A 20,502-nucleotide genomic window follows, 5' to 3' on the forward strand; every position below is an offset into this window, starting at 1 on the left:
GCGGAAACTAGCCCGACCAAGTACCGGTAGCGATGAATTCGGCAATGATCGACTCGGGTTCCGCCAGGCTCAGCCCCTGACCGGCAACCCATTCGTCATTGAAATAGGTTCCGGCATAACGGTCCCCGCCGTCGCACAGCATGGTCACCACACTGCCCGTGCGACCCTCCGCAATCATGTCGGCAATCAGGGCAAATGCTCCCCACAGGTTGGTGCCGGTGGACCCGCCGACCCGGCGGCCCAGCACCCGCGAGGCATGCCGCGCGGCCGCGATGGAGGCGGCGTCGGGCACCTCGAGCATGCAGTCGACCACCTGGCCGACGAACGAGGGCTCCACCCGCGGGCGGCCGATTCCCTCGATCCGCGAAGGCATTCCGGTCTGATAGCCGGCATCGGCGAGCTCGTAACCGCCGTAGAAGGCCGAATTCTCCGGATCCACCACGGCCAGCCGGGTGGCGTGCCGCTTGTAGCGGATATAGCGGCCGATAGTGGCGCTGGTACCGCCCGTACCAGCGCCGACGACAATCCACTCCGGCACCGGATGGGTTTCCAAAGCCAGCTGCTGGAAGATGGATTCGGCGATATTGTTGTTGCCCCGCCAGTCGGTGGCCCGCTCGGCGTGGGTGAACTGGTCCATATAGTGGCCGCCGCATTCGGCCGCCAAACGCGCTGCCTCCGTATAGATGTCCGGCGCCTTGTCGACCAGATGACAGCGCCCGCCCTGCGCCTCGATGAGCGCGAGCTTCTCCGGGGAGGTCTTGGCCGGTACGACGGCCACGAAGTCCAGGCCCAGCAGTTTCGCGAAGTAGGCCTCGCTGATGGCGGTGGAACCGGACGAAGCCTCCACCACGGTGGTGCCTTCCGTGACCCAGCCGTTACAGATCGCGTACAGGAACAGTGATCTCGCCAGGCGGTGCTTGAGACTGCCTGTGATGTGGGTGGATTCGTCCTTGAGATAGAGCTGGATGCCCCACTCGTCGGGCAGCGGGTAGCGCAACAGGTGGGTATCGGCGCTGCGCTGGGTGTCGGCGTCGATCAGCCGGACCGCATTGTCGACCCAGTCGCGCGGAGTGGAGCGATCGCAGCGCTTCACGCGTCACCGCCCTGCAGACGTTTCCGCAGTTCCTCGCGGTCCGCGCGGCGCTTGGCGTCGACCACGGCGATGTCCTTGTTCACCTGCGTACGAAGCTTTTTGAACAGCACCAGCGACAGCGGCATGGCGATGAGCAGCGCGAACAGCAGCGCCACAATGAGCGGAACGGCCACGTTCACCGCTGCGGCCACGCCCATGATGACGGCCGCGATGACGGCGACCAAGGCGAGCCGGGCCAGGGTGTAGAGGGCCATATCGCGGGCCAGGCGGCGGCCCGCACCTTCGGGCCGGGGTGCGTCACTCACGCCGACAGCCTAGGTGACGGCGATTCGGGCATTCCCCGCACCCTCTCCGGAAAAGTCGCTGAATGTTCGCTACAGCGGCTGTTTTAGTGACGGTAAACACAGTACGGATATCCGTTTTGTCTATTACTTCCTCTTTACCAAATCGAGACTGTTCGAACACCAGGGGGTAGCAGTGCAACGATGTCGCTACTGATGAGGGATCTGTCGATACGGAAAGGTTTGCGAATGACTGCGTTCACCGCGGCGAGCCGCGTAATGGGTTCCGTCAACGGCCAGGACACCCTGCTCACCCCCGGCCAGGTGGCAGCCCTGTTCCATGTTGATCCGAAGACCGTGACCCGCTGGGCACACGCAGGACGCCTCGGCTCCCTGCGTACTCCGGGCGGGCACCGCCGATTCCGCGAATCCGAAGTCATGCAGTTGCTCAAGTCCCTCACCACCGAGGCGACCCGCGTGTAACCCCCATTTCAAGTTCTACGGTGCCGCGGGTACGGACACGGATTACCCTCGTTGGCAGGAGGTGAGCGACGTGACGTACCTGTTGGCACTCATCGCGATCGTGGCAGTCGCGGTGCTGTGCTGGAAGGCTTTCGGACCTCAGCGACCGACCGGCAGCGGGTCAGCATCCCCCCGCCGGAACCGCGTTATCGGTCCCGAGGACGATCCGGATTTCCTGCGCAAGCTCTCTCGTGAGCATCGCGACGGCGAATCCAGCCAGAACTGAATCGCTCGCCTACCGGCGGCAGATGTGAGACGTCCCCCTTACCCGCTCGACCGCGGGTGCAGGGGGACGTTCTCGTTTAAGAAACCGACCGGACTGGTTTTTCCAGGCGCATACTGAGATCGCCCATACGCGCGACCGAAAGGTACAGCTCGATGGAAAAGCCGAATCTCTCCCAGGACGCCCGCCGCAAGCAGGGCCATCAGCACGCCGCCGCCCGTCGCGACGACCGCCGCGAAACCGAAGCCGCCCGCCTCGCCTCCGGCACCGGCCCGCCACCGGACCCGGAAATCGAACCCATGCAGGCGCGAGTGGCCCAGGACAATGCCACCGACAACCGGAAGTGGGATCGCTCGCGCGCGACCCTGGAGACCCGGGAGGCGATCAAACTGGCCAATGCGGATCTCGGCATCGATCCGCTCTGAGCCCCTCCGGCTCCGACCCGAATCCCCGCGGACATGGGCCCGCGGGGATTCTTGTGCGGGCCGTCAGCGGATTCGGGTCGAGACCGATTCGTACCCGCCGCCGCCCCGCTCCCCCGGCGACCTTCCAGGTGCCGACCAGCCAGCCGCCGCGCAGATTCGAACCATATGCGGCATACCAGACATGGCTGAAGCGATCCACCATGCCAGTTCACCCCAGAAGGGGCTGGGCACGCTGTTACCGGTGCGGCATGTTGGCGATCCGCGCTTACGACGAGGACCCCGCTGACGATGAGCTGGGTGGCAAGGCCGATGACCGAACAGGAGGGGTTGCGTTGCGCTACAAGCCGACGGCATTGGGGTATCTGAACGTTGATGTGTCCGGGATTGGCCGGCTCTGGGACGAGAGCCGGATTCGGGAGCTTGCCGAGCGGCTCGGGTATGACTTCGCCGGGATGGTCGTCTTCGATCCGAAGGCGTTACGGCCGCCGTTGGCCAAGCTCAAGGCGTTAGCGACCAGGCTCGATGCGGAGGCGGTGATCGTGCCCGGGCCGGAGCATTTCGAAGGAGGGCAGGTGCCCGCGTCGTTGGTCGAGCAGCTCGAGGTGATCACGGTCGGTCCGGAACTGAGGTATGCCCGGCGGGTAATGCCGTTGTCCGGTGACAGCTTTCAGGTGTAGCGTGCGAATCGTGCAGCGCGCTCATGTCACTACGACGCCGGACGACGTCCCGGCGCGCTGAACTGTGTTCTGATCGAAGCCCCGGGCGAGTGCCCGGGGCTTTTTCGCGTGGTCACTCGCCCTCGTTTGGGAGGAGAGACTCGTGTACGACCATCGGAAGCTGGGGCGAGAGCTCGGGTTGTTCGATACCGATCCGCTGATCGGTGCGGGATTGCCGTATTGGCTGCCGGATGGGGCCGCGGTGCGGCACAGCTTGGAGGAGTACATCCGGACCGCGGAACGGCGGGCGGGGTATCGGCATGTGTATTCGCCGGTGCTGGGGAAACGGGAGCTGTACGAGATCTCCGGGCATTGGGGGCACTACCGGGATGACATGTATCCACCGATGGAGGTGGGGGCGGAGCAGGTGGTGTTGCGGCCCAGCCTGTGTCCGCATCATGCGGTGATGTATCGGTCTCGATCGCACAGTTATCGGGAGCTGCCGCTGCGGATGGCCGAGTTGGGAGCCATGTATCGGTCTGAATTGTCCGGGGCGCTGGGTGGTTTGACCCGGGTGCGGTGCATTCAGCTCAATGATGCGCACATCTTCTGCACCCCTGATCAGGTGGGTGACGAGGTGGCCGGGGCGCTGGCGATGATCGGTTCCGCGCACAGGGCGCTGGGTATCGAGGGAGCGCGGTACCGGCTTTCCTTGCCGGGGCCCGATGGGAAATATGTTGCGGCGCCGGAGATGTGGCAGCGGGCCGGCAAGTTGCTGAGCGAGGCGCTCGATCGTGCCGGGGTCGTCTACGAGGCGGTCGAGGGCGAGGCGGCCTTCTACGGGCCCAAGATCGATGTGCAGGTGCGCGATCATGCGGGCCGGGAATCCACCCTGTCCACCGTGCAGGTCGACTTCCATCAACCCGAGCAGTTCGATCTGCATTATGTCGGCGCCGACGGCGGGAAGCATCGTCCGGTCATGGTGCACCGCGCCATTATCGGCAGCGTCGAGCGGGCCGTCGCCCACCTGATCGAGCAGCACGGCGGGGCATTTCCCGCCTGGCTGGCGCCGGTTCAGGTGTCGGTGCTGCCGGTATCCGAGGCCGAGGACGCTGCCGCCGCCGAGCTGCGGGACCGGTGTCTCGCCGCGGATCTCCGGGTGCAGGTGATCGGAGCGGAGGAGGGCAGCCTCGGTGCGCGGGTCCGGTCCGCGCGCCTGGTGCCGTACCAGTTCGTCATAGGCCCGGCCGAGAGCGTGAACGGGGATGTGGCGGTGCGATTGCGGGACGGGCGGCGATTGCCCGCCCAACCTGCCGATCACGCGATCGCTCGGATCCGGGCGCTGATCGACGGTCACGAGACCCGATTGTGGACCGACTGACACCGCATCTCGACGGCGGCGGGAGCAGCCGCCGCCAGCGGACCGACTCGAATCTCATTCGGGCGAAAGAAGATTCGCTTCCACTCTGCGCAGCAGCCGCAGCAGTTCCGTGCGCTGCCGTTCGGAGAGCCCGCGGGTGGTGGCCTCCTCCAGCTCGCCCCAGAGCTGCTCCACGCGGGGACGCAGCCGCGCGCCGTCCGGGGTCAGCGACACGATCATGGCCCGGCGGTCGTTCGGGGCCGGGGTGCGGGTGATCAAGCCGTCGCGCTCGAGGGTCTTCACCTTGGCCGTGATGGTGGAGGGGTCGAGGCCGAGCGCCTTGCCGAGCTCGGCCTGCGATTGACCGTCCCGATCCCACAGCGCCATCAGCAGCAGCTCGGGTCCGGGCGTGAGCCCCTCCCCGCGCAACAGCCCGGCTGCGGTGGTCATGTGCGCTTTCGCGACGCGGGCGATCATATGACTGATCGGCCCGTGCTCCGCCGAGGTCGACGGCAGATCGGACGCGGCCACCGGGCTCCTTCCCTGTGCACATACTTGGCGGGCCAAATATTACCGGCCCCGATCCGCCCCCGGGGAATGCCGACGGGGGCAGCCCGGTTTGGGTAGTTGGCATACCAAGTAATACTCTTGGCACACCAACCAAATCGGAGGAATCATGTCCCAGTCCGAGATCGAAGCCCTGTTCGGCCCGCTCACCGTGGGTACGCTGGACCTGCCGAACCGCCTGGTCATGGCGCCCATGACCCGCAGCCGCGCCTATGGCGGGCTGGTCGGCGAACTCACCGCGGAGTACTACGCCCAGCGCGCCGGGGCGGGCCTGATCGTCACCGAAGGCATCCAGCCGAGCGTGCTCGGCCAGGGGTACATCCAGACCCCGGGCCTGCACGATGCCGAGCAGGTGGCGGCCTGGCGCAAGGTCACCGACGCGGTGCACGCGGCCGGCGGGCGGATCTTCGCTCAGCTCATGCACACCGGCCGGGTCGGCCATCCGGTGCTGTACCCGAATGGCGAACTGCCGCTGGCCCCTTCGCCACTCGCCACGGGAGGGAGCATGTTCACGCCGGAAGGCATGCTGGAGCACCCGGTTCCGCGTGAAATGACCCGCGACGAGATCGCCGAGGTGATCCGCGAGCATGTCGATGCGGCGCGCAATGCCATCGACGCGGGCTTCGACGGCGTCGAAATGCACGGCGCCAATGGCTATCTCATCCACCAGTTCCTGGCCGACGGCAGCAATGTGCGCACCGACGAATACGGCGGGCCGATCGGCAACCGCATCCGGTTCGCCGTGGAGATCGTCTCCGCCGTCGCGGACGCCATCGGCGCGGAGCGCACGGGCGTGCGCATCTCACCCGCGGTCACCTTCAATGGCATTACCGAAAGCGATTCGGCGGAACTGTATCCCGCGCTGCTGCGCGCTCTCGCACCGCTGCCGCTCGCCTATGTGCACGTCATGGAAATGGGCACCCGCGACCTGACCCGCCTCGTCCGCGCCGCCTGGCCGGGCATCCTGATCCTCAACCCGCACCCGGTCGACCCGAACGCTCCGGCCACGCCCGAACTCGGCGCACAGGACCTCGATTCCGGTATTGCCGACGCGATCTCGCTCGGCTCCTACTGGCTGGCCAATCCGGACTTGCCGGCCCGCATCCGAGCCGGCGGCCCCTACAACGCCGCGGATCGCGCCACCTTCTACGGCGGCGACGAGCACGGCTACACCGATTACCCGACGCTGACCGAAGCGCCGGCCTGATCAGGCCGCGGCGATCGCCTCGATCTCGACCAGCCAATCGCTCACCAGCGTCTGGGCGACGATCGTCGTGGTCGGAATGACGCGGCCGTTCAGCGCGGCCACCCGCGCCTTCATATTGGTCTCGGCATAGGCGGGATCACGCAGGTACGCGGTGGTCCGGACGATATTGTCGACGGTCATATCCGCCGCGGCGAGAATACGGCGGATATTCGACCAGATCAGATCGAGCTGTTCTTCCAGCGTCGCACCGGGCTTGCCGTCGTGGTCGAGCCCCATGGTGCCCGAGATGAACAGCAGTCGTTCGGCGCCGCGCACCTCGTGCGCATGGATGTAGTCATCGGTGGCGGGGTAGATCCCGTCGGCGGGGTTGCGTGGCACGAGCTCCATCCCTCCGATCCTGCCACCCCTTGAAGAACCTTGGGCAGGAAAGCGTTTCGATGACTACGCCGGATCCGGCAGCCGCATCGCCGCGAGCCTGCCCGGATCCGCCACGATCTCGATGGCGGCGATCCGGTCATCGGCGACCCGGAAAGCCATGACGGACAACGGAGTTCCGTCCGCGCGCCAGGAGATGTGCCCGGGCAGGCCATTGGCGAGCACGGCCTGATGCCGCGCGACCACACCGGCGAACAACTTCGCACCGGCGGCCACCTCGGTAGCGCCGATGGTGACGACCACGCCGCCGGGGGTATCGACGGTCAACCGCACGTTCGGGTCGAGCACGCGCAACAGCGCCGCGAAGTCGCCTTCGGACACTGCCGCGCGAAATGCCTGAAGCACTTCTCGCTGCTCATGCCCGGCGACTGGCTGCCGCTCGGTCGACTGCACCTTCCGGCGAGCCCGGCTGGCGATCATTTTGGCGGCGTCGGCGGATTTCCCGAGGATCTGCCCGATCTCGTGAAACGGCACCGCGAACATATCGTGCAGCACGAAGGCCAGCCGCTCGCTGGGCCCGAGTGAATCCAGCACGACGAGCAAGGCGAATCCAACCGAATCAGCCAGCGCCGCGTACTCTTCCGGCTCCGGTTCGTCATCGATCAGCACGAGCGCCAGCCGATCGTCACCGTAGGACTGTTCCGGCCGAATCTGCCGCGACCGCAACACATCCACGCTGATCCGCCCGACCACCGTCGTCAGCCACCCCGCCAGATTCTGGATGGCGCCCGCGTCCTGCCGGGCCAGTCGCATCCACGCCTCCTGAACGACGTCCTCGGCGTCGGCATGCGATCCGAGCACGCGATAGGCGATCGCCCGCAACCGATCCCGCTCGCCCTCGAACTCCGCGGCAACAAGCTCCGCCGCGCCGCGCTCGACACTAGCCACGACGCCGCTCCCGCAACGAGATCCGATTCCCATCCGGATCCACCGCCTCGATCCGCACCCCGAATGGATAGTCCTCCGGTTCGCCCTGTTCGAAAGTCACGCCCCGCTCCCGGAATTCCTCGACATCCTTCCGCAGATCCTCCGACTCCAGAATGACCGGCCCCGGCGCCAACCCGGGGCCCACGCCGATCGGCTGCCCGGCCCCCGGAGCATGCGCCCAGAGAATGATCTCCACGGGTCCGCCCACAACACCCACGGTCAGAAACCGCCCGTCCGGCCCCGGATAGTCGATCCGCTTCTCCAGTCCCAGCCCTTCGGTATAGAACTTCAGCGCCCGGTCCTGATCGGTCACATAGATCGTCACGTACATAACGTCGGTCAACATCGCCTTCTCCACTCCAAGTGCCGGTCCGACGACCGCAACCCGGCCGTCATCCCTACGACGAGCAGCCGCCCGAGAAGGTAACGAATGCGACCTGTCCCACCCCACGCTGACCACTCGACATTCCCGCGCGTGCCGACCCCCCGCGATTTGAAACATCACCGACCGGGCTGGACGCTGGTCGAGAACCGCCCGGCGCCGCTGGTGCTCGGCCCGGTCTCCACCCTGATCACCATCGGGACGTTCGTGTTGTTTCTGGTGTGGCAGGAAGATTCGCCGGAGAACCGCCGCTAGGTGAGGCCGACCCGTACTCCCACGGGCTCGACTCAGTGGTGAGTTCCGTGGTCGGCACGGATGTGGCCGAGGCGGCGCGCACCTAGCGTTATGAGCATGGAAATCAACGCGAACATCAGCACCGACATCAACATTCAGCTCGAGGTGGCTGATCCCCAGGCCGCCGCCGCGATCTACGATGCCGCGTTCGGACTGGGTGACCGGCTCGGGTTCCGGGCCTCGCAGGCGCCGACGACCGGATTCCGTGGATACATCCTGTCGCTGGTGGTATCGCAGCCTTCGACCGTCGACAGCCTCGTCGGCACCGCGGTCGACGCCGGGTTCACCGTCCTGAAGCCCGCGAAGAAGAGCCTGTGGGGTTACAGCGCGGTGGTGCAGGCGCCGGAGGGGACGATCTGGAAGATCGCCACTTCGAAGAAGAAGGACGTGGGCCCGTTCACCCGGGAGATCGACGACCTGGTGTTGCTGATGGGCGTGGCGGATGTGAAGGCCAGCAAGCAGTTCTATGCCGATCGCGGCTTGACCGCGTCGAAGAGCTTCGGCGGCAAGTACGCCGAGTTCGCGAACCCGGGGTCGCCGGTCACCTTGGCGCTGTACCCCCGCAAGGCTGCCGCCAAGGAGGCGGGGGTCTCTCAGGAAGGCAGCGGCTCGCACCGCATAGTCATGGGCAGCGGCATCGGTTCGTTCACCGATCCGGACGGATTCGTTTGGCAGGCAACGGCCTGAGCTTTCAGTCGGCAGACCAACAGGAGGCAGGTCATGAAGTTCCGAACCCACGTCGAGCCACCCGAGCCCATGCGGGGCCTGGAAGTCCCGCCCGAGGTGGTGGCGGCACTCGGCGAGGGCGCGCGCCCGCCGGTGACGATCACGATCAACGGTCATTCCTGGAAGAGCCGGGTCGCCCTCATGCGCGGCCGTTATCTGCTCGGTCTCAGCAACGCCAACCGGCAGGCCGCCGGCGTCGCGATCGGCGACGAGGTCGAAGTCGAGCTCGAGCTCGACACCCAGCCCCGCGTCATCGTCGAGCCCCCGGACTTCGCCCGAGCCCTGGACGCGGACCCCGCCGCCCGCGCCGCCTACGACAACCTGTCCTACAGCCGCAAACGCGAACACGTACACGCCATCGAAAGCGCGAAGCGCCCCGACACCCGCCAACGGCGCATCGAGAAGGCCATCGCCGCCCTGCACAACTGAAACGACGTCGACCGGGAACTGGTGGCGGCAAAGCCCGAGAAGGCCCCGCCACCAGTTCCCGGTCGACGATGTTTCACATCAAGATGCGGTCGGCGGGCTGGGGTCAGCCGATCGGTGGTGCGAGGTATTCCAGCGCATAGCCCTCCCCGGAGGGGGTGACGCGGGCGATGCCGGGCGAATCGAGGTGGGCCCCGGCGACGAAGTGATGTCGCCGGGTGAGTTGTTCGAGGAGTGCCGATCGCGCGGCGCGGGCCTGGGACTGATTGCCGTCGAGCTCCCAGGACACGTTCGGCTGATCGAATTGGAGCGTGGGGACGTGCACGGTGTCGCCCCACACGAGAAGGTGACCGCCGCCGCTGCTGATGTTGTAGACGGTGTGGCCGGGCGTGTGGCCCGGTGTCGGGACCGCGGTGGCCCAGTCGTTGATCGCGATCTGCTCCGACACGGGGACGACCCGGTCGCGGATCGGCTCGAGCCGACCGGTGAACACCGAGGTGTCGCCCGCGCCGATCCACACGCGCTCGAGTCCGGTGAACGCCTCCGAACCGTCGGGCGCGATCAGGCCGCTCACGTGGTCTTCGTGGTTGTGGGTGATGGCGACATCGGTGATCCGCGCGGGGTCGATACCCGCTTCGTCGAGTGCGTCGTAGATCAATCCCATGGTGGGGTCGTGCCAATTGTCGGACGCGCCGGTGTCGATGAGAACCGACCGCGTGCCGTCGGTGACGAAGAAGGCGTTGACCGACAGCCGCAAGTTGCCGCCGGCCAGCGGCACGGCGGCCGGCAGCACATCGAGCGTGCACCCGTCCTCGTCGCGGAGCCGCGTCGGCGGCATGTCGATGTACCCGTCGCGCAACGAAATCACTTGTAGTTCACCGAATTCGAACGCGGCATGGTGCCGGCCACTCGAGATCAAGCGCATGAAAACTCCATCGGGTCGAGCGCTTATTGCATGTCTTCGATAGTAGAGTCTGTCTTCTTTAGTAGAACCCTACACTGTGGGCGGCGAGGTATCCATCGATCGAGGAGCACGGTGACCGAGCGGGACGAAACAGCGGGCGAACCACAGCACGGAGACGACCTGGCCGGCGCGTTCGGCGCCAATGTGCGGCGACGCCGCGAAGAGGCGGGGATGACGCTGGAGCAGCTGTCCACCCGGTCGTCGGTCAGCCGGGCGATGCTGTCCAAGGTCGAACGCGGTGAGAAGAGCCCGACCATCGGCGTCGCTTCCAAGATCGCCCACGCCCTCGACGCGTCGCTCTCGGACCTGATCGGCGGGGCAGCCGCAGCCGCCTCCGGCGTGGCCGTTGTCATGCGCAAGAACGATCGCCCCGTTTTTCGTGATCCGGAAACCGGATTCGAACGGCACATGGTGTCGGCGGCCCCGGGCGTGGGAGGAGGCGAGATGGTTGCCCACTACCTCCCCGCGCAGGTCACCACCGGACTGCTGCCCGCGTATCCACCGGGTACGGAGAAACAACTCGTGGTGCTCGACGGCGCCCTCACCGTCTTGATCGGCGGCGCCAGCGAGACCCTGAACACCGGCGACTCGCTGTTCTTCCAGGCCGATGTGGACCACGGCTTCGCCAACCGAACGAATGCTCCCTGCGAATACATCATGGTCATCTCGCGCAGAATCTGATCGGCCCCGATCCGAATCTTCGCGGGCGGCGATGAATCTCGAGACCGCGCTCCGTCCTATCCGGTGAACGCGCTACCAACCCGGCGCGACCGACCAGAAGGACCCGACATGACCACCGCGAACCCCACCGCCAACTTCTCCACCGACCTCACCCACCGCCCCGGCAAGACCCGCAACCGGGTGCTGTGGACCCTGCAGATCGTGCTCGGCCTGTTCTTCATCATCGCCTCCGGCGGGCCCAAGCTCGTCATCCCGAACATGCTGATGGACAACGCCCCCGAGAATCTCACCATCCCGCTCGGGCTGCTCGTCTTCATCGGCGTGGTGGAGGTCGCCGGCGGTATCGGCCTGATGGTGCCGCGACTGAGCGCCCTGGCTGCGGCGGGGCTGTCGGTGCTGACCGTGCTCGCCGCGGGGACGCAGGCCTTCATCGCCGACAAGCCGTCGATGGCGATCTTCCCGCTGGTGCTGGCCGCGATCTTCGGCTGGATCGCCTACGAGCGGCGCGCCACCGTCACCGATCTGCGGAACTCGCTGTCGCGGTGACAGATCCATCCGAACGACCGGTGATCGGTGGCCTGGCCCACCGGTCGCCGGTAACGCGTGTCTCGATCGCCTGTCGGGTTGGCGGGCGATCGAGGCACGCGGGCAGGGGGTGTCAGTTGAGGCCCGCGTAGCTGTGCAACCCGCTCACCACGATGTTGATGATGAAGAGGTTGAAGAGCATTGCCACGAAGCCGGCGATATTGATCCAGGCGGCCTTGGTGTCGCGCCAGCCGGAGGTGGCGCGGGCGTGGAGGTAGGCGGCGTAGAGGACCCAGGCGATGAAGGAGACGGTTTCCTTGGGGTCCCAGCCCCAGAAGCGGCCCCAGGCGGCTTCGGCCCAGATGGCGCCGAGGATGACGCCGGCGCCGAAGAGGGGGAAGCCGATGATGGTGGTGCGGTAGGCCAGGCGGTCCAGGGTTTGGGCGTCGGGGAGGCGGCGAGCCAGGTTGCCGAGGAAGTTCGCGGATTCGGAGCCGGCGGGCTGGCGGAGACGGTAGAGGAACAGCATGCTGGCCACGCCGGAGACCAGGAAGACGCCGCTGCCCACCGAGACGATGGTGACGTGGACGGGGAGCCAGAAGGACTTCAGGGCGGGGACCACCGGGGCGGCGTCCGCGTACAGGACCGTGCCGGCCAGGAACATCAGGATCAGGACCGGGACCAGCAGGAAGGCCCACATGCCGCGGTAGCGCTGGTCACGGAGCAGGACGAGGCCGAGGACCACCGCGGCCGCGCAGGCCATGGAAACGAACTCGTACATGTTGCCGAGCGGGAAGCGGTGGGTTGCGAAGCCGCGCAGGACGATCGAGACGAGGTGCAGGCCCGCGGCGACGAAGAGGGTCGAGAAGGCCATATTGCCCAGGCGCTCGGGGAACGGGCGCCGGGGGCGGGCGGCGACCTTGCCGGGGGCGGCGGCATCGGTCGACGGAGCGGGACCGCCGCCGGCCGTGACCAGCTCGCGCTCGTTCACGGTGCGGGTGGCGAATTGCCAGATCAGCATGATGGTGACCAGTGCGTACACCACCATGGCCGACTTGAAGGCGAGATCGCTGTAGGCGGCGATGGTCTCGTCGATCGGCATTACTTCTCTCCCGGGTTCTCGGTCAGCAGCCGCTCACGCAAACGGTCGAACTCGCCGCCCCAACCCGCCTGGTCGGTGCGGGCCAGTCCGCCCATTTCTACTACGGTACGTCGTTTTCCTTCGGCGGCAACCTCGGGGTCCGGGTAGGCGCGCAGCCAGATGCGGCGGCGCTTCACCAGCAGCGACACCAGCAGGCCGGCCATCATGGTGAGGGCGCTGATCAGGACCCATTGCTGTGCCGGATCGTGGGAGACCTGGAGGTTGACGAATTCCTCGGCGCCGTCGAAGGTCACCTTGGTGCCATCGGAGAGGGTCGCGGATTCGCCGGGCTTCAGATTGACGCGCTGTTCCTTCACGAGCCGCCCCTGCTTGATCATCTCCTGATCGAGGGAGAACAGCGACTGCGCGCGACCGGTGTCGAGACCGGTGTCGCCGACATAGATGTCCACGGCCACCGCCGGATCGGTCATGGACGGGAACGCCGAGGTGAGCAGCGAACCGTGCAGCAGCGCGGTCGGCGCGAACAGGCCCTGGATGGCGATCTGATGCTTGCGGCGCTCGTCCTCGTTCGGATACATGCCGCCCGGCGGATCGATGCGCAGCACACCCGAGGACAGGAAGGTGGTGGCGTCGTCGGGCCGCCACTGGATGGCCTCGGTGCGGGTCTGCCCATCGGGGAAGGTCACTGTGAACTTCGGCGCGAAACCGTGGCCCTGCAAGTAGATCCGGTCACCGGCGACGCGCAGCGGATGATTCACCTTGATGGTGGTGTCCCGCCAGGTGCCCGACGCCAGATCCTCGCCCGACTGATACGAGATGTCGGAGGTGAACATCTCGGCCTGGCCATTGGGCAGATAGTCGGCCTTGAAGTTCTCGACCCGCACACACAATGGCGTCAGCCCGGTGCCATCGTTCACATTGCCCGCGCGGAAGGAGTCGAAGACGGCGGGCGAGGTCGTGCAGAATCCGGGACCGTCATTGGCGATCACGACCACATTGCCCTCGTAGCCGAACAGCTTGCCCGCGGCCACGGCGGCCAGCAGGCCGACCAGCGCCAGGTGGAAGACCAGGTTGCCGGCCTCGCGGGTGTAGCCCTTCTCGGCGGACAGCGTCACCTCGCCGTCGCGAGTTCCCTTGTGCACCACCGTCCGCCAGCCGCGCAATTCCTTGCGGGCCCGCTCGATGACCTCCTCCGCGCTCTCCGCGTCCGCGCCCGAATAGTGGTGCGGCAGCCGGGAGAGGTTGCGCGGCGCCTTCACCGGCGGCGTGCGCAGCGCCTTGTAGTGGTCGTAGCAGCGCGGCAGGATGCAGCCCACCAGCGAGACGAACAGCAGCACGTAGACGGCGGTGAACCAGAAGCTGGAGAACACGTCGAACAGCTCGAAGCGATCCATCCACGGGCCCAAAGTCGGCCGGTTGCGGATGTATTCGTCGACCTTCGACTGATTCAGGCTGCGCTGCGGCAGCAGCGCGCCCGGGATGGCCGCCAGCGCCAGCAGGAACAACAGCATGAGCGCGGTGCGCATGCTGGTGAGCCCCCGCCAGGTATTGCGCAGCACGGCGAAGACCTTGCGCGGCAGCGACTGACGCGGCGGGCGGGCGGGGGCGGCGGGGATTTCGGTGGTCACGGTCATCAGATCGGGAGGGTCACATTCGAGACGAAGGCGTCGCGGACCCAGGAGACGAACTGGTCCCACGCTCCGGTCACCAGGGCGAAGCCGACGGCCACCAGCAGGATGCCGCCGACCACCTGAATGGTGCGGGAATTGCGGCGCAGCCAGCCGACGCCGCGCAGCGCGGTCGCCGAACCGAAGGCCAGGATGACGAACGGCAGGCCCAGGCCGAGGCAGTAGGCCACGATGAGAGCGACACCGCGCGCGGCGGTGGTGCCCTCGGTGCCCGCGGACACCGCCATCACGCCGGAGAGGGTCGGGCCGAGGCAGGGCGTCCAGCCGAGCGCGAACACCGCGCCCAGCAGCGGCGCGCCGATGAGGCCGCTCAGCCGCTTGGGCTCCATGCGGGTATCCCGCTGCAAGGCCGGGATCAAGCCGATGAAGGCCAGGCCCATGATGATGGTGACGATGCCGCCGACCCGTTGCAGCAGTTCACGATTGACGTTCAGCACCTGGATGGCGCCGAACACGGTGGCCGAAGCCAGGGTGAACACGACGGTGAACCCGGCGACGAACAATCCGGCCGCGCCCGCGACACGCAGACGGCCCCGGTTCTTCTCGATCACGGTGGTGCGCTGAGCCTCGGCCACCGTCACCGGCGGCGCCTCCGCGCCCACGACACCCGCCAGATACGACAGGTATCCGGGCACCAGCGGCACCACACACGGCGAGGCGAACGACACCAGCCCCGCCAGCACGCACGCGCCGAGCGCGAGCAGCAGCGGCCCGGTGGCGGCGGTCTGCTGGAACGACTCCCCTACGCCCGCAAGCACTGTCACGTCGTTCACGGCTGCTCCAGGACCAGCTTGTCGAGGGTCGGCTTCAGGTCCTCGGCGAGCAGTGCGCGCAGGAAGACCGCCGCCACCCGATGCTGCTTGTCGAGCACGATGGTGGTGGGAATGACGCTGGTGGGGAACTTCCCGCCGAGCGCGAGCAGGGTGCGCATGGACGGGTCGTAGATGGAGGGGTAGCCGACCTTGTTGTCGGTGACGAAATCCTGCGCCTTGTCCTGCTGGTTGTCCCGGACGTTGATGCCCAGGAAGGCCACGCCCTTGTCCCGGTACGCCTCGTAGACCTCTTCCAGCGCAGGCGCTTCCGCACGGCATGGCCCGCACCACTGGCCCCACAGATTGAGGACGACGATCCTGCCGGGGAAGTCCTCGACCGAGGTGGTCTTGCCCGCGGTCATCAGATCCGGGCCGGACAGCTTCCCGATGGTCCCGCGCGACTCCGGCGGATCGTAGGAGATGTCGGTCTTGCCGCCCGGAGACACGAAATCGAAGGTCCCGCCCTGCGCCACCGCGTCCTTGCCCGCGGTCGTGCACCCGGCGAGCGCCGCCGCCAGGCAGACGCTCGCCAGCAGTGCCGAAACCGTGCGCCGGATCCGCGATTCGCGCGATACGGGAGCACCGGGCCGGGACGCGGTCGCTCTCATGCTCCGTGCACCGTGGGGTCCGAAGCGCCTGCCGGTTCCGAGTACACGATGTCGATCAACGTATCGCCCTGGTAGACAAGGGAAGTCAGCGACGCTAGCGAGCACTGCCGCGCCCGCGGGTCGTGCCACAGCCGCTGCCCCTGCAGGAAGCGCCGCAGCGTCCACACCGGCAGCTGGTGCGAGACCAGCACGGCCTCGCGCCCCGCGGCCTCCACCCGGGCCTTGTTGACCGCGGCCAGCATGCGATGCGCGATCTGCAGGTACGGCTCACCCCAGGACGGGGTGAACGGATCGCGCAGCTTCCACCAGTGCCGGGGCTTGCGCAGCGCGCCGTCGCCCACCGAAACCCGCAGCCCCTCGAAGGTATTGCCGGCCTCGATGAGATTGTCATCGGTCCGGATCAGCACACCGTGCTGCAGCGCAATGGGTTCCGCGGTTTCCTGCGCCCGCTGCAGGGGCGAGGCCACCACCAGCGCGATATCGTGATCGGCCAGCGAACGCGAAACCGCCTGCGCCTGCGCCCGGCCCGTCACCGACAGCTGGAATCCAGGCAGCCGCCCGTACAGGATCCCCTTGGGATTGTGCACTTCACCGTGCCGCATGACGTGCACGATGGTCTCGACATCGTCGGCCACGGTCCCGGGCAGCAGCACACCGCTGGTCGCGAGTGCGGCATCGCCCGCATCCTCCGCGGATGCGGCGGCCGACCCGTCCACCGCCGCAGCGGAATCGGCTTCCGCCGACTCATCCTGCGCGGATCCGGCGTCCTCCGCCGCAGAGCGCTCGATCTCGACCGCCACGGTCCGCCAGGCGTCCGCCACAGGCTCCTCAGCGTCGACGACCACGGACTCCACAGCCTCGACTGCCACAGGCGCCTCGGCCTCGACGGCCGCAGACTGCTCAACGTCGACGGCCGCAGACTGCTCAACGTCGACGGCCGCGGACTGCCCAGCCTCGACGGCCGCGGGCTGCTCGGCCGCATCGGCAGCAGGCTGCTCGGCATCCGCCACAGGCAGCTCGGTGGCGACCACCGCTCGCTGCTCGGCCTCGTCCGCCGCAGACTCGGCCTCGTCCACCACAAGCCGCTCGGCGACGGCCACCGCGCCCTGCGCCGCAGCGGCGGCCTCAGCCGTTTCCGGCTGGCGGTCGTCCACCGAATCCGCGGCAGCGGAACCGCTTTCGCTGGGCGCAACGGTCGCTGATTCCACCTTGGTAGCCGATTCGTCTGCGGCGGAGCCGGTTTCGGCTGTATCCGAGACGGCGATCAGCTCACCGGTTTCGGCGAGTTCCTCTTCGGCCTGGCGGATCGATTCCAGGAGGCGGACGGCTTCGGCGGGCGAGATGGCGGCCGGGTTCGGTGCGGGGTGACCGTGGTCGGGCTGAGTGGAGCTCACGCGGCGGATCCTTCGGGGGTGGCGGCCGCCGCGGCGCGCGCGGCGGCGGGGAGGGCGGCGGCGATGCGATCGAAAGCGTCCTCGTCGAGTGCCGCGGAGACGAACCATGCCTCGAAGGCGCTGGGCGGGGCGTAGACGCCGTGCTCCAGCAGCGCGTGGAAGAAGGCCGGGAAACGCCAGGTTTCACTGGCCTTGGCGGCGGCATAGTCGGTGACGGGGTTCTCGGCGAAGAACACGCTCACCATATTGCCTGCGAATTGCACCTGGTGCGGGACGCCTTCGGCGGTCAGCGCCGCGGTGAACAGCGCGCCGAGGCGTTCGGCATTGCGATCCAGGGCCGCGTACACCGAGGCGTCGGCGGCGCGCAGCGTGGCCAGGCCCGCGGCGACGGCCACCGGATTCCCGGACAGGGTGCCCGCCTGATACACCGGGCCGATGGGCGCCAGGTGGTTCATGACGTCGGCCCGCCCGCCGAACGCCGCGGCGGGCAGGCCGCCGCTCATGACCTTGCCGAAGGTGTAGAGGTCCCCGGCCACGCCGTCGAGCCCGTACCAGCCCGCGGCGCTGACCCGGAATCCGGTCATGACCTCGTCCATGATGAGCAGCGCGCCATTGTCGCGGGTGAGCTGTCGCAGCCCCTGGTTGAACCCGGGCAGCGTGCCCTCCGGCGGCAGCGGCGCGACCGCGCCCATATTGCCGGCGGCGGCCTCGGTGATGACGCACGCGATCTGCCCCGGATTGGCGGCGAAGGCGGCGGCCACGGCCTCGAGGTCGTTGTACGGCAGCACGATGGTGTCGCCCGCCTGCGCGCCGGTCACGCCGGGCGAGGTCGGCAGGCCGAGGGTCGCCACACCGGAGCCGGCGTCGGCGAGCAGCGCGTCCACGTGCCCGTGGTAGCAGCCGCTGAACTTGATGATCTTGGAGCGTCCGGTGAAGCCGCGCGCCAGCCGGACCGCGCTCATGGTGGCCTCGGTACCCGAGTTCACCAGGCGCACCCGCTCCACGGGTGCGACCCGCGCCGCGATGGCCTCGGCGAGTTCGATCTCCGCCTCGGTCGGCGCGCCGAAGGACAGCCCGCCGGTGGCGGCGCGCTGCACGGCCTCGACGACCGCCGGATGCGCGTGCCCGAGAATCATCGGGCCCCACGAGCACACCAGGTCCACGTAGTCGTTGCCGTCGGCATCGGTGAGCGTGCACCCCTGCGCGGACGCGATGAACCGCGGCGTGCCGCCCACGGAATTGAAGGCTCGCACGGGTGAATTCACGCCACCCGGAATGACCGCCGCGGCACGTTCGAAGAGTTGGGCTGAGACCGGCACCGACGCCTGGGTCACACGCGGAGAAGAAGCCACGGACCCCAGTCTCTCAGCCGCCCGAACCCCCGTCGACGACAGGGTGTAGTCGAGGTGGGGCACCCCACAGCGAAACCGGTCATTCTCGCACCTCGTGCGCGGCCACGCGCCCGCGCGCACGAAGGTGGCTGCCGGGATTCGCGCCCGCGCCCCGGCCCACCCGCGCGCTGCTTTCACACACCCGCGCTGCCACCCGCGCACGGGTGCGGCCGCCGGGATGCGCGGCCGGGCCGCCGCACCGCGCTCGACTGCCGCGCGCGCTTCCCGCGGCCGGGGAGGCAACACGCCGGAACTCATTGCCGCGACATTGGTCGCTAAATGATTGCTGGTGCGTAATCTCGGCGCAGAAGGCGGCAACGGACGGACAGTGGGAGGGACGGAATGCGGGTGGCAGGGTTCGGCGTGGGGATGTGCGCGGTGGCGGCGGGGATCGCCGGCGCGATAACGGCGGGGGCGGGAGAGGCGGCGGCGGGTGTGCCGATTCCGCAGTTCGATCAGGGACGGATCGGGGTGCACCTGTCGCACGAGGAAACCGCGGCCATTGCGAGCGGGCCGATTCCGGCGCTGGTGAGCATGGTTGTGCCATTGAATCGGATGGGGGCGGGGCTGCATCCGGAGACGCAGATCTACAAGGACGAGAACGGCGGGGTGCACGCCTCGCTGCGGCAGGTGGTGATGGAGGCGGCGACCCATCCGGATGGCAGCGTCGTCGTCTTCTTCAATTTCCCGGGCACCCGCGGCGGGCGAGTGCTGGATGTTTACCAGAACTGGCGCTGACCGCTCAGGACAGTGGTAGTCCCAGGCAGAAGACGGCCCACCCGGTCGAGAGCAGGCAATTCAACTGCGGCGGGAGCAGATCCAGCCAGGAGAGTGCTTGCTTCATGCACCCATTGTCCCGCGCCCGGAGTGCGGGGTCCGCGAATCAGCGGCCCCGGTGCAACGCGCGGGCGATCAGATCGATGAACACCAGCCCGGCCACCGTCACCAGAATGGCGGCCCCGGCCAGCCAGGGCCCGGAATAACGGGTGGCGGTGAATCCGGGCGACTCCCCCACGGGCGCGAACCATCCGGTGTGAACCCCATTGCGCCAGCACCACACCGCGGCGCCCGCCAGCAATGCGGCGAGCACGAATTCGGCGAGCACGGCGAGCCATCGCATCACCGCGCCTCCTTCTCCTCGTCACCGCTGAGCCGTTCCAGGGCCGCGGTCAGTTCGGCCCGCAGCGTCCGGTGGTCGCGCGCCCAGGCCTGGACGAGACCGCCGTCGCGCAGCTTCAGTCCGATGCCCTTGCGCCGCCGCGGGACTCCGCTGAGTTCGCCCAGCGCACGCGCCGATTCCCAGTCCTCATCATCCCAGGACTCCTCGTCGACTTCCGGGAGCACCTCGGCGATGTTGCGCAATGGCAGCACTTCGGTGCCCTCGCGCAGCGTGTCGGCGGTGAGTTCGACGCTGATGTGCCGCTTTCCGGCAATGACCTGCAGCCAGACGAAGCCGGCCAGCAAGGCGGCGCAGAAGACGAGCCCGAACCAGTGCACATCGCCGCCGCGAATCAGCTCCAGCACGAGAATGAACCCGCACAGCGCGGGACCGTAGGCGATGGTCCGCCAGCGGGCCCCGGGCTCGGAGAACAGCACCGCCGGAGCGGATCCGCCCGCATCGGCGGCAGCGGCCGCACTCATAGGCCGGACGCAAAGCTCATGGGGCTCAGCCGACGAGACCCGGAATCAGCAGCACGGCGAGGGTGAGCAGTCCGAACAGAATCAGCAGACCGAGCACCAGCACATCGCGCCGCAGGCTGTGCGGCTGCTGGATCACCACTCGCATCGTTGCCTCCGCTCCACCGGAGCCGAA

At 67.8% G+C, this 20,502-nt stretch carries 27 protein-coding genes; 12 read left to right on the plus strand and 15 right to left on the minus strand.

Annotated features, from left to right (window positions below):
• Positions 1-7 precede the first annotated feature (7 nt).
• Together cds1 and ACYQ5L_RS35800 are read right to left on the minus strand one after the other, a co-directional pair.
• Positions 8-1,093 (minus strand): L-cysteine desulfhydrase Cds1, encoded by a 1,086-nt coding sequence (gene cds1, locus ACYQ5L_RS35795; protein ID WP_379204588.1) that lies wholly within the window; start codon positions 1,091-1,093, stop codon positions 8-10.
• Positions 1,090-1,398: a DUF4229 domain-containing protein gene (locus ACYQ5L_RS35800; RefSeq protein ID WP_459962635.1), complete on the minus strand. Its 309-nt coding sequence runs from the start codon at positions 1,396-1,398 to the stop codon at positions 1,090-1,092. The genes cds1 and ACYQ5L_RS35800 overlap by 4 nt, the downstream gene beginning before the upstream one ends.
• A gap of 225 nt (positions 1,399-1,623) precedes the next feature.
• Between ACYQ5L_RS35800 and ACYQ5L_RS35805 the strand changes: the two genes are divergently transcribed.
• From ACYQ5L_RS35805 to thrS, 5 genes are all read left to right on the plus strand, one after another.
• Positions 1,624-1,857, plus strand: coding sequence for a BldC family transcriptional regulator (locus tag ACYQ5L_RS35805; RefSeq protein WP_397014559.1), 234 nt, complete (start codon positions 1,624-1,626; stop codon positions 1,855-1,857).
• A 61-nt stretch (positions 1,858-1,918) separates the two neighbouring features.
• The gene (locus tag ACYQ5L_RS35810) at positions 1,919-2,122 is read left to right on the plus strand and encodes a hypothetical protein (protein ID WP_459962636.1); all 204 of its coding nucleotides are present in this window, start codon (positions 1,919-1,921) and stop codon (positions 2,120-2,122) included.
• A 152-nt stretch (positions 2,123-2,274) separates the two neighbouring features.
• Positions 2,275-2,544, plus strand: a complete 270-nt coding sequence (locus ACYQ5L_RS35815) for a hypothetical protein (RefSeq protein WP_459962637.1) — start codon at positions 2,275-2,277, stop codon at positions 2,542-2,544.
• Positions 2,545-2,792: 248 nt separating this feature from the next.
• A complete protein-coding gene (locus ACYQ5L_RS35820) occupies positions 2,793-3,221 on the plus strand; it encodes a hypothetical protein (RefSeq protein ID WP_459962639.1) in 429 nt (142 codons plus the stop codon).
• Between the two features lie 142 nt (positions 3,222-3,363).
• The gene (gene thrS, locus ACYQ5L_RS35825; RefSeq protein WP_459962640.1) at positions 3,364-4,581 is read left to right on the plus strand and encodes a threonine--tRNA ligase; all 1,218 of its coding nucleotides are present in this window, start codon (positions 3,364-3,366) and stop codon (positions 4,579-4,581) included.
• A 54-nt stretch (positions 4,582-4,635) separates the two neighbouring features.
• On the opposite strand, the gene ACYQ5L_RS35830 is transcribed toward thrS, so the two are convergent.
• Positions 4,636-5,091: a MarR family winged helix-turn-helix transcriptional regulator gene (locus ACYQ5L_RS35830; protein ID WP_459962641.1), complete on the minus strand. Its 456-nt coding sequence runs from the start codon at positions 5,089-5,091 to the stop codon at positions 4,636-4,638.
• A gap of 145 nt (positions 5,092-5,236) precedes the next feature.
• On the opposite strand from ACYQ5L_RS35830, the gene ACYQ5L_RS35835 reads away from it, so the two are divergent.
• Positions 5,237-6,334 carry an alkene reductase gene (locus tag ACYQ5L_RS35835; RefSeq protein ID WP_459962642.1) on the plus strand — a complete coding sequence of 366 codons (1,098 nt, stop codon included), beginning with the start codon at positions 5,237-5,239 and terminating at the stop codon, positions 6,332-6,334.
• On the opposite strand, the gene ACYQ5L_RS35840 is transcribed toward ACYQ5L_RS35835, so the two are convergent.
• From ACYQ5L_RS35840 to ACYQ5L_RS35850, 3 genes are read right to left on the minus strand one after another with little or no spacing between them, the layout of a single operon-like run.
• Positions 6,335-6,721 (minus strand): RidA family protein, encoded by a 387-nt coding sequence (locus ACYQ5L_RS35840; RefSeq protein WP_459962643.1) that lies wholly within the window; start codon positions 6,719-6,721, stop codon positions 6,335-6,337.
• A 54-nt stretch (positions 6,722-6,775) separates the two neighbouring features.
• Positions 6,776-7,657 (minus strand): sigma-70 family RNA polymerase sigma factor, encoded by an 882-nt coding sequence (locus ACYQ5L_RS35845; RefSeq protein ID WP_459962644.1) that lies wholly within the window; start codon positions 7,655-7,657, stop codon positions 6,776-6,778.
• Complete coding sequence (locus tag ACYQ5L_RS35850; protein ID WP_459962645.1) at positions 7,650-8,042, minus strand: VOC family protein; 393 nt, start codon at positions 8,040-8,042, stop codon at positions 7,650-7,652. The genes ACYQ5L_RS35845 and ACYQ5L_RS35850 overlap by 8 nt, the downstream gene beginning before the upstream one ends.
• A gap of 129 nt (positions 8,043-8,171) precedes the next feature.
• Between ACYQ5L_RS35850 and ACYQ5L_RS35855 the strand changes: the two genes are divergently transcribed.
• From ACYQ5L_RS35855 to ACYQ5L_RS35865, 3 genes are all read left to right on the plus strand, one after another.
• Positions 8,172-8,333, plus strand: a complete 162-nt coding sequence (locus ACYQ5L_RS35855; RefSeq protein WP_459962647.1) for a hypothetical protein — start codon at positions 8,172-8,174, stop codon at positions 8,331-8,333.
• Positions 8,334-8,429: 96 nt separating this feature from the next.
• Positions 8,430-9,059: a VOC family protein gene (locus tag ACYQ5L_RS35860; RefSeq protein WP_459962648.1), complete on the plus strand. Its 630-nt coding sequence runs from the start codon at positions 8,430-8,432 to the stop codon at positions 9,057-9,059.
• 33 nt (positions 9,060-9,092) lie between these two features.
• On the plus strand, positions 9,093-9,527 hold the full coding sequence (locus ACYQ5L_RS35865) for a YdeI/OmpD-associated family protein (RefSeq protein WP_459962649.1): 435 nt from the start codon (positions 9,093-9,095) through the stop codon (positions 9,525-9,527).
• 103 nt (positions 9,528-9,630) lie between these two features.
• Here the strand turns inward: ACYQ5L_RS35865 and ACYQ5L_RS35870 are convergent, their stop codons facing one another.
• Positions 9,631-10,449 (minus strand): MBL fold metallo-hydrolase, encoded by an 819-nt coding sequence (locus tag ACYQ5L_RS35870; RefSeq protein ID WP_459962650.1) that lies wholly within the window; start codon positions 10,447-10,449, stop codon positions 9,631-9,633.
• Between the two features lie 111 nt (positions 10,450-10,560).
• On the opposite strand from ACYQ5L_RS35870, the gene ACYQ5L_RS35875 reads away from it, so the two are divergent.
• Positions 10,561-11,169 (plus strand): helix-turn-helix domain-containing protein, encoded by a 609-nt coding sequence (locus ACYQ5L_RS35875; protein WP_459962651.1) that lies wholly within the window; start codon positions 10,561-10,563, stop codon positions 11,167-11,169.
• A gap of 108 nt (positions 11,170-11,277) precedes the next feature.
• On the plus strand, positions 11,278-11,715 hold the full coding sequence (locus tag ACYQ5L_RS35880; RefSeq protein ID WP_459962653.1) for a DoxX family protein: 438 nt from the start codon (positions 11,278-11,280) through the stop codon (positions 11,713-11,715).
• A gap of 112 nt (positions 11,716-11,827) precedes the next feature.
• Here the strand turns inward: ACYQ5L_RS35880 and ccsB are convergent, their stop codons facing one another.
• The 6 genes from ccsB to hemL form a co-directional block, all read right to left on the minus strand.
• Positions 11,828-12,796: a c-type cytochrome biogenesis protein CcsB gene (gene ccsB / locus ACYQ5L_RS35885; protein ID WP_459962654.1), complete on the minus strand. Its 969-nt coding sequence runs from the start codon at positions 12,794-12,796 to the stop codon at positions 11,828-11,830.
• Positions 12,796-14,430 carry a cytochrome c biogenesis protein ResB gene (resB, locus tag ACYQ5L_RS35890; protein WP_459962655.1) on the minus strand — a complete coding sequence of 545 codons (1,635 nt, stop codon included), beginning with the start codon at positions 14,428-14,430 and terminating at the stop codon, positions 12,796-12,798. The genes ccsB and resB overlap by 1 nt, the downstream gene beginning before the upstream one ends.
• Positions 14,430-15,248 (minus strand): cytochrome c biogenesis CcdA family protein, encoded by an 819-nt coding sequence (locus ACYQ5L_RS35895; RefSeq protein ID WP_459963642.1) that lies wholly within the window; start codon positions 15,246-15,248, stop codon positions 14,430-14,432. The genes resB and ACYQ5L_RS35895 overlap by 1 nt, the downstream gene beginning before the upstream one ends.
• Before the next feature lie 5 nt (positions 15,249-15,253).
• Complete coding sequence (locus ACYQ5L_RS35900; RefSeq protein ID WP_459962656.1) at positions 15,254-15,904, minus strand: TlpA disulfide reductase family protein; 651 nt, start codon at positions 15,902-15,904, stop codon at positions 15,254-15,256.
• Positions 15,901-16,506, minus strand: coding sequence for a histidine phosphatase family protein (locus ACYQ5L_RS35905; protein WP_459963643.1), 606 nt, complete (start codon positions 16,504-16,506; stop codon positions 15,901-15,903). The genes ACYQ5L_RS35900 and ACYQ5L_RS35905 overlap by 4 nt, the downstream gene beginning before the upstream one ends.
• 788 nt (positions 16,507-17,294) lie before the next feature.
• A complete protein-coding gene (gene hemL, locus ACYQ5L_RS35910) occupies positions 17,295-18,650 on the minus strand; it encodes a glutamate-1-semialdehyde 2,1-aminomutase (RefSeq protein WP_459962657.1) in 1,356 nt (451 codons plus the stop codon).
• 381 nt (positions 18,651-19,031) lie between these two features.
• On the opposite strand from hemL, the gene ACYQ5L_RS35915 reads away from it, so the two are divergent.
• Complete coding sequence (locus ACYQ5L_RS35915) at positions 19,032-19,427, plus strand: hypothetical protein (protein ID WP_459962658.1); 396 nt, start codon at positions 19,032-19,034, stop codon at positions 19,425-19,427.
• Positions 19,428-19,572: 145 nt separating this feature from the next.
• Here ACYQ5L_RS35915 and ACYQ5L_RS35920 read toward each other — a convergent pair whose 3' ends face one another.
• Together ACYQ5L_RS35920 and ACYQ5L_RS35925 are read right to left on the minus strand one after the other, a co-directional pair.
• Positions 19,573-19,809 carry a hypothetical protein gene (locus tag ACYQ5L_RS35920; RefSeq protein WP_459962659.1) on the minus strand — a complete coding sequence of 79 codons (237 nt, stop codon included), beginning with the start codon at positions 19,807-19,809 and terminating at the stop codon, positions 19,573-19,575.
• A complete protein-coding gene (locus ACYQ5L_RS35925) occupies positions 19,809-20,330 on the minus strand; it encodes a hypothetical protein (RefSeq protein ID WP_459962660.1) in 522 nt (173 codons plus the stop codon). The genes ACYQ5L_RS35920 and ACYQ5L_RS35925 overlap by 1 nt, the downstream gene beginning before the upstream one ends.
• Positions 20,331-20,502: the final 172 nt, after the last annotated feature.

The organism is Nocardia sp. IFM 10818 (genome assembly GCF_054655275.1).

Bases quoted from the DNA above. Each gene is read 5' to 3' on its own strand.
- ACYQ5L_RS35805 (WP_397014559.1), top strand. From the start codon at position 1,624: ATGACTGCGTTCACCGCGGCGAGCCGCGTAATGGGTTCCGTCAACGGC.
- ACYQ5L_RS35815 (WP_459962637.1), top strand. From the start codon at position 2,275: ATGGAAAAGCCGAATCTCTCCCAGGACGCCCGCCGCAAGCAGGGCCAT.
- ACYQ5L_RS35820 (WP_459962639.1), top strand. From the start codon at position 2,793: ATGTTGGCGATCCGCGCTTACGACGAGGACCCCGCTGACGATGAGCTG.
- ACYQ5L_RS35835 (WP_459962642.1), top strand. From the start codon at position 5,237: ATGTCCCAGTCCGAGATCGAAGCCCTGTTCGGCCCGCTCACCGTGGGT.
- ACYQ5L_RS35840 (WP_459962643.1), bottom strand. From the start codon at position 6,721: ATGGAGCTCGTGCCACGCAACCCCGCCGACGGGATCTACCCCGCCACC.
- ACYQ5L_RS35850 (WP_459962645.1), bottom strand. From the start codon at position 8,042: ATGTTGACCGACGTTATGTACGTGACGATCTATGTGACCGATCAGGAC.
- ACYQ5L_RS35860 (WP_459962648.1), top strand. From the start codon at position 8,430: ATGGAAATCAACGCGAACATCAGCACCGACATCAACATTCAGCTCGAG.
- ACYQ5L_RS35865 (WP_459962649.1), top strand. From the start codon at position 9,093: ATGAAGTTCCGAACCCACGTCGAGCCACCCGAGCCCATGCGGGGCCTG.
- ACYQ5L_RS35870 (WP_459962650.1), bottom strand. From the start codon at position 10,449: ATGCGCTTGATCTCGAGTGGCCGGCACCATGCCGCGTTCGAATTCGGT.
- ACYQ5L_RS35880 (WP_459962653.1), top strand. From the start codon at position 11,278: ATGACCACCGCGAACCCCACCGCCAACTTCTCCACCGACCTCACCCAC.
- ccsB (WP_459962654.1), bottom strand. From the start codon at position 12,796: ATGCCGATCGACGAGACCATCGCCGCCTACAGCGATCTCGCCTTCAAG.
- resB (WP_459962655.1), bottom strand. From the start codon at position 14,430: ATGACCGTGACCACCGAAATCCCCGCCGCCCCCGCCCGCCCGCCGCGT.
- ACYQ5L_RS35900 (WP_459962656.1), bottom strand. From the start codon at position 15,904: ATGAGAGCGACCGCGTCCCGGCCCGGTGCTCCCGTATCGCGCGAATCG.
- ACYQ5L_RS35905 (WP_459963643.1), bottom strand. From the start codon at position 16,506: ATGCGGCACGGTGAAGTGCACAATCCCAAGGGGATCCTGTACGGGCGG.
- ACYQ5L_RS35915 (WP_459962658.1), top strand. From the start codon at position 19,032: ATGCGGGTGGCAGGGTTCGGCGTGGGGATGTGCGCGGTGGCGGCGGGG.
- ACYQ5L_RS35920 (WP_459962659.1), bottom strand. From the start codon at position 19,809: ATGCGATGGCTCGCCGTGCTCGCCGAATTCGTGCTCGCCGCATTGCTG.
- ACYQ5L_RS35925 (WP_459962660.1), bottom strand. From the start codon at position 20,330: ATGAGTGCGGCCGCTGCCGCCGATGCGGGCGGATCCGCTCCGGCGGTG.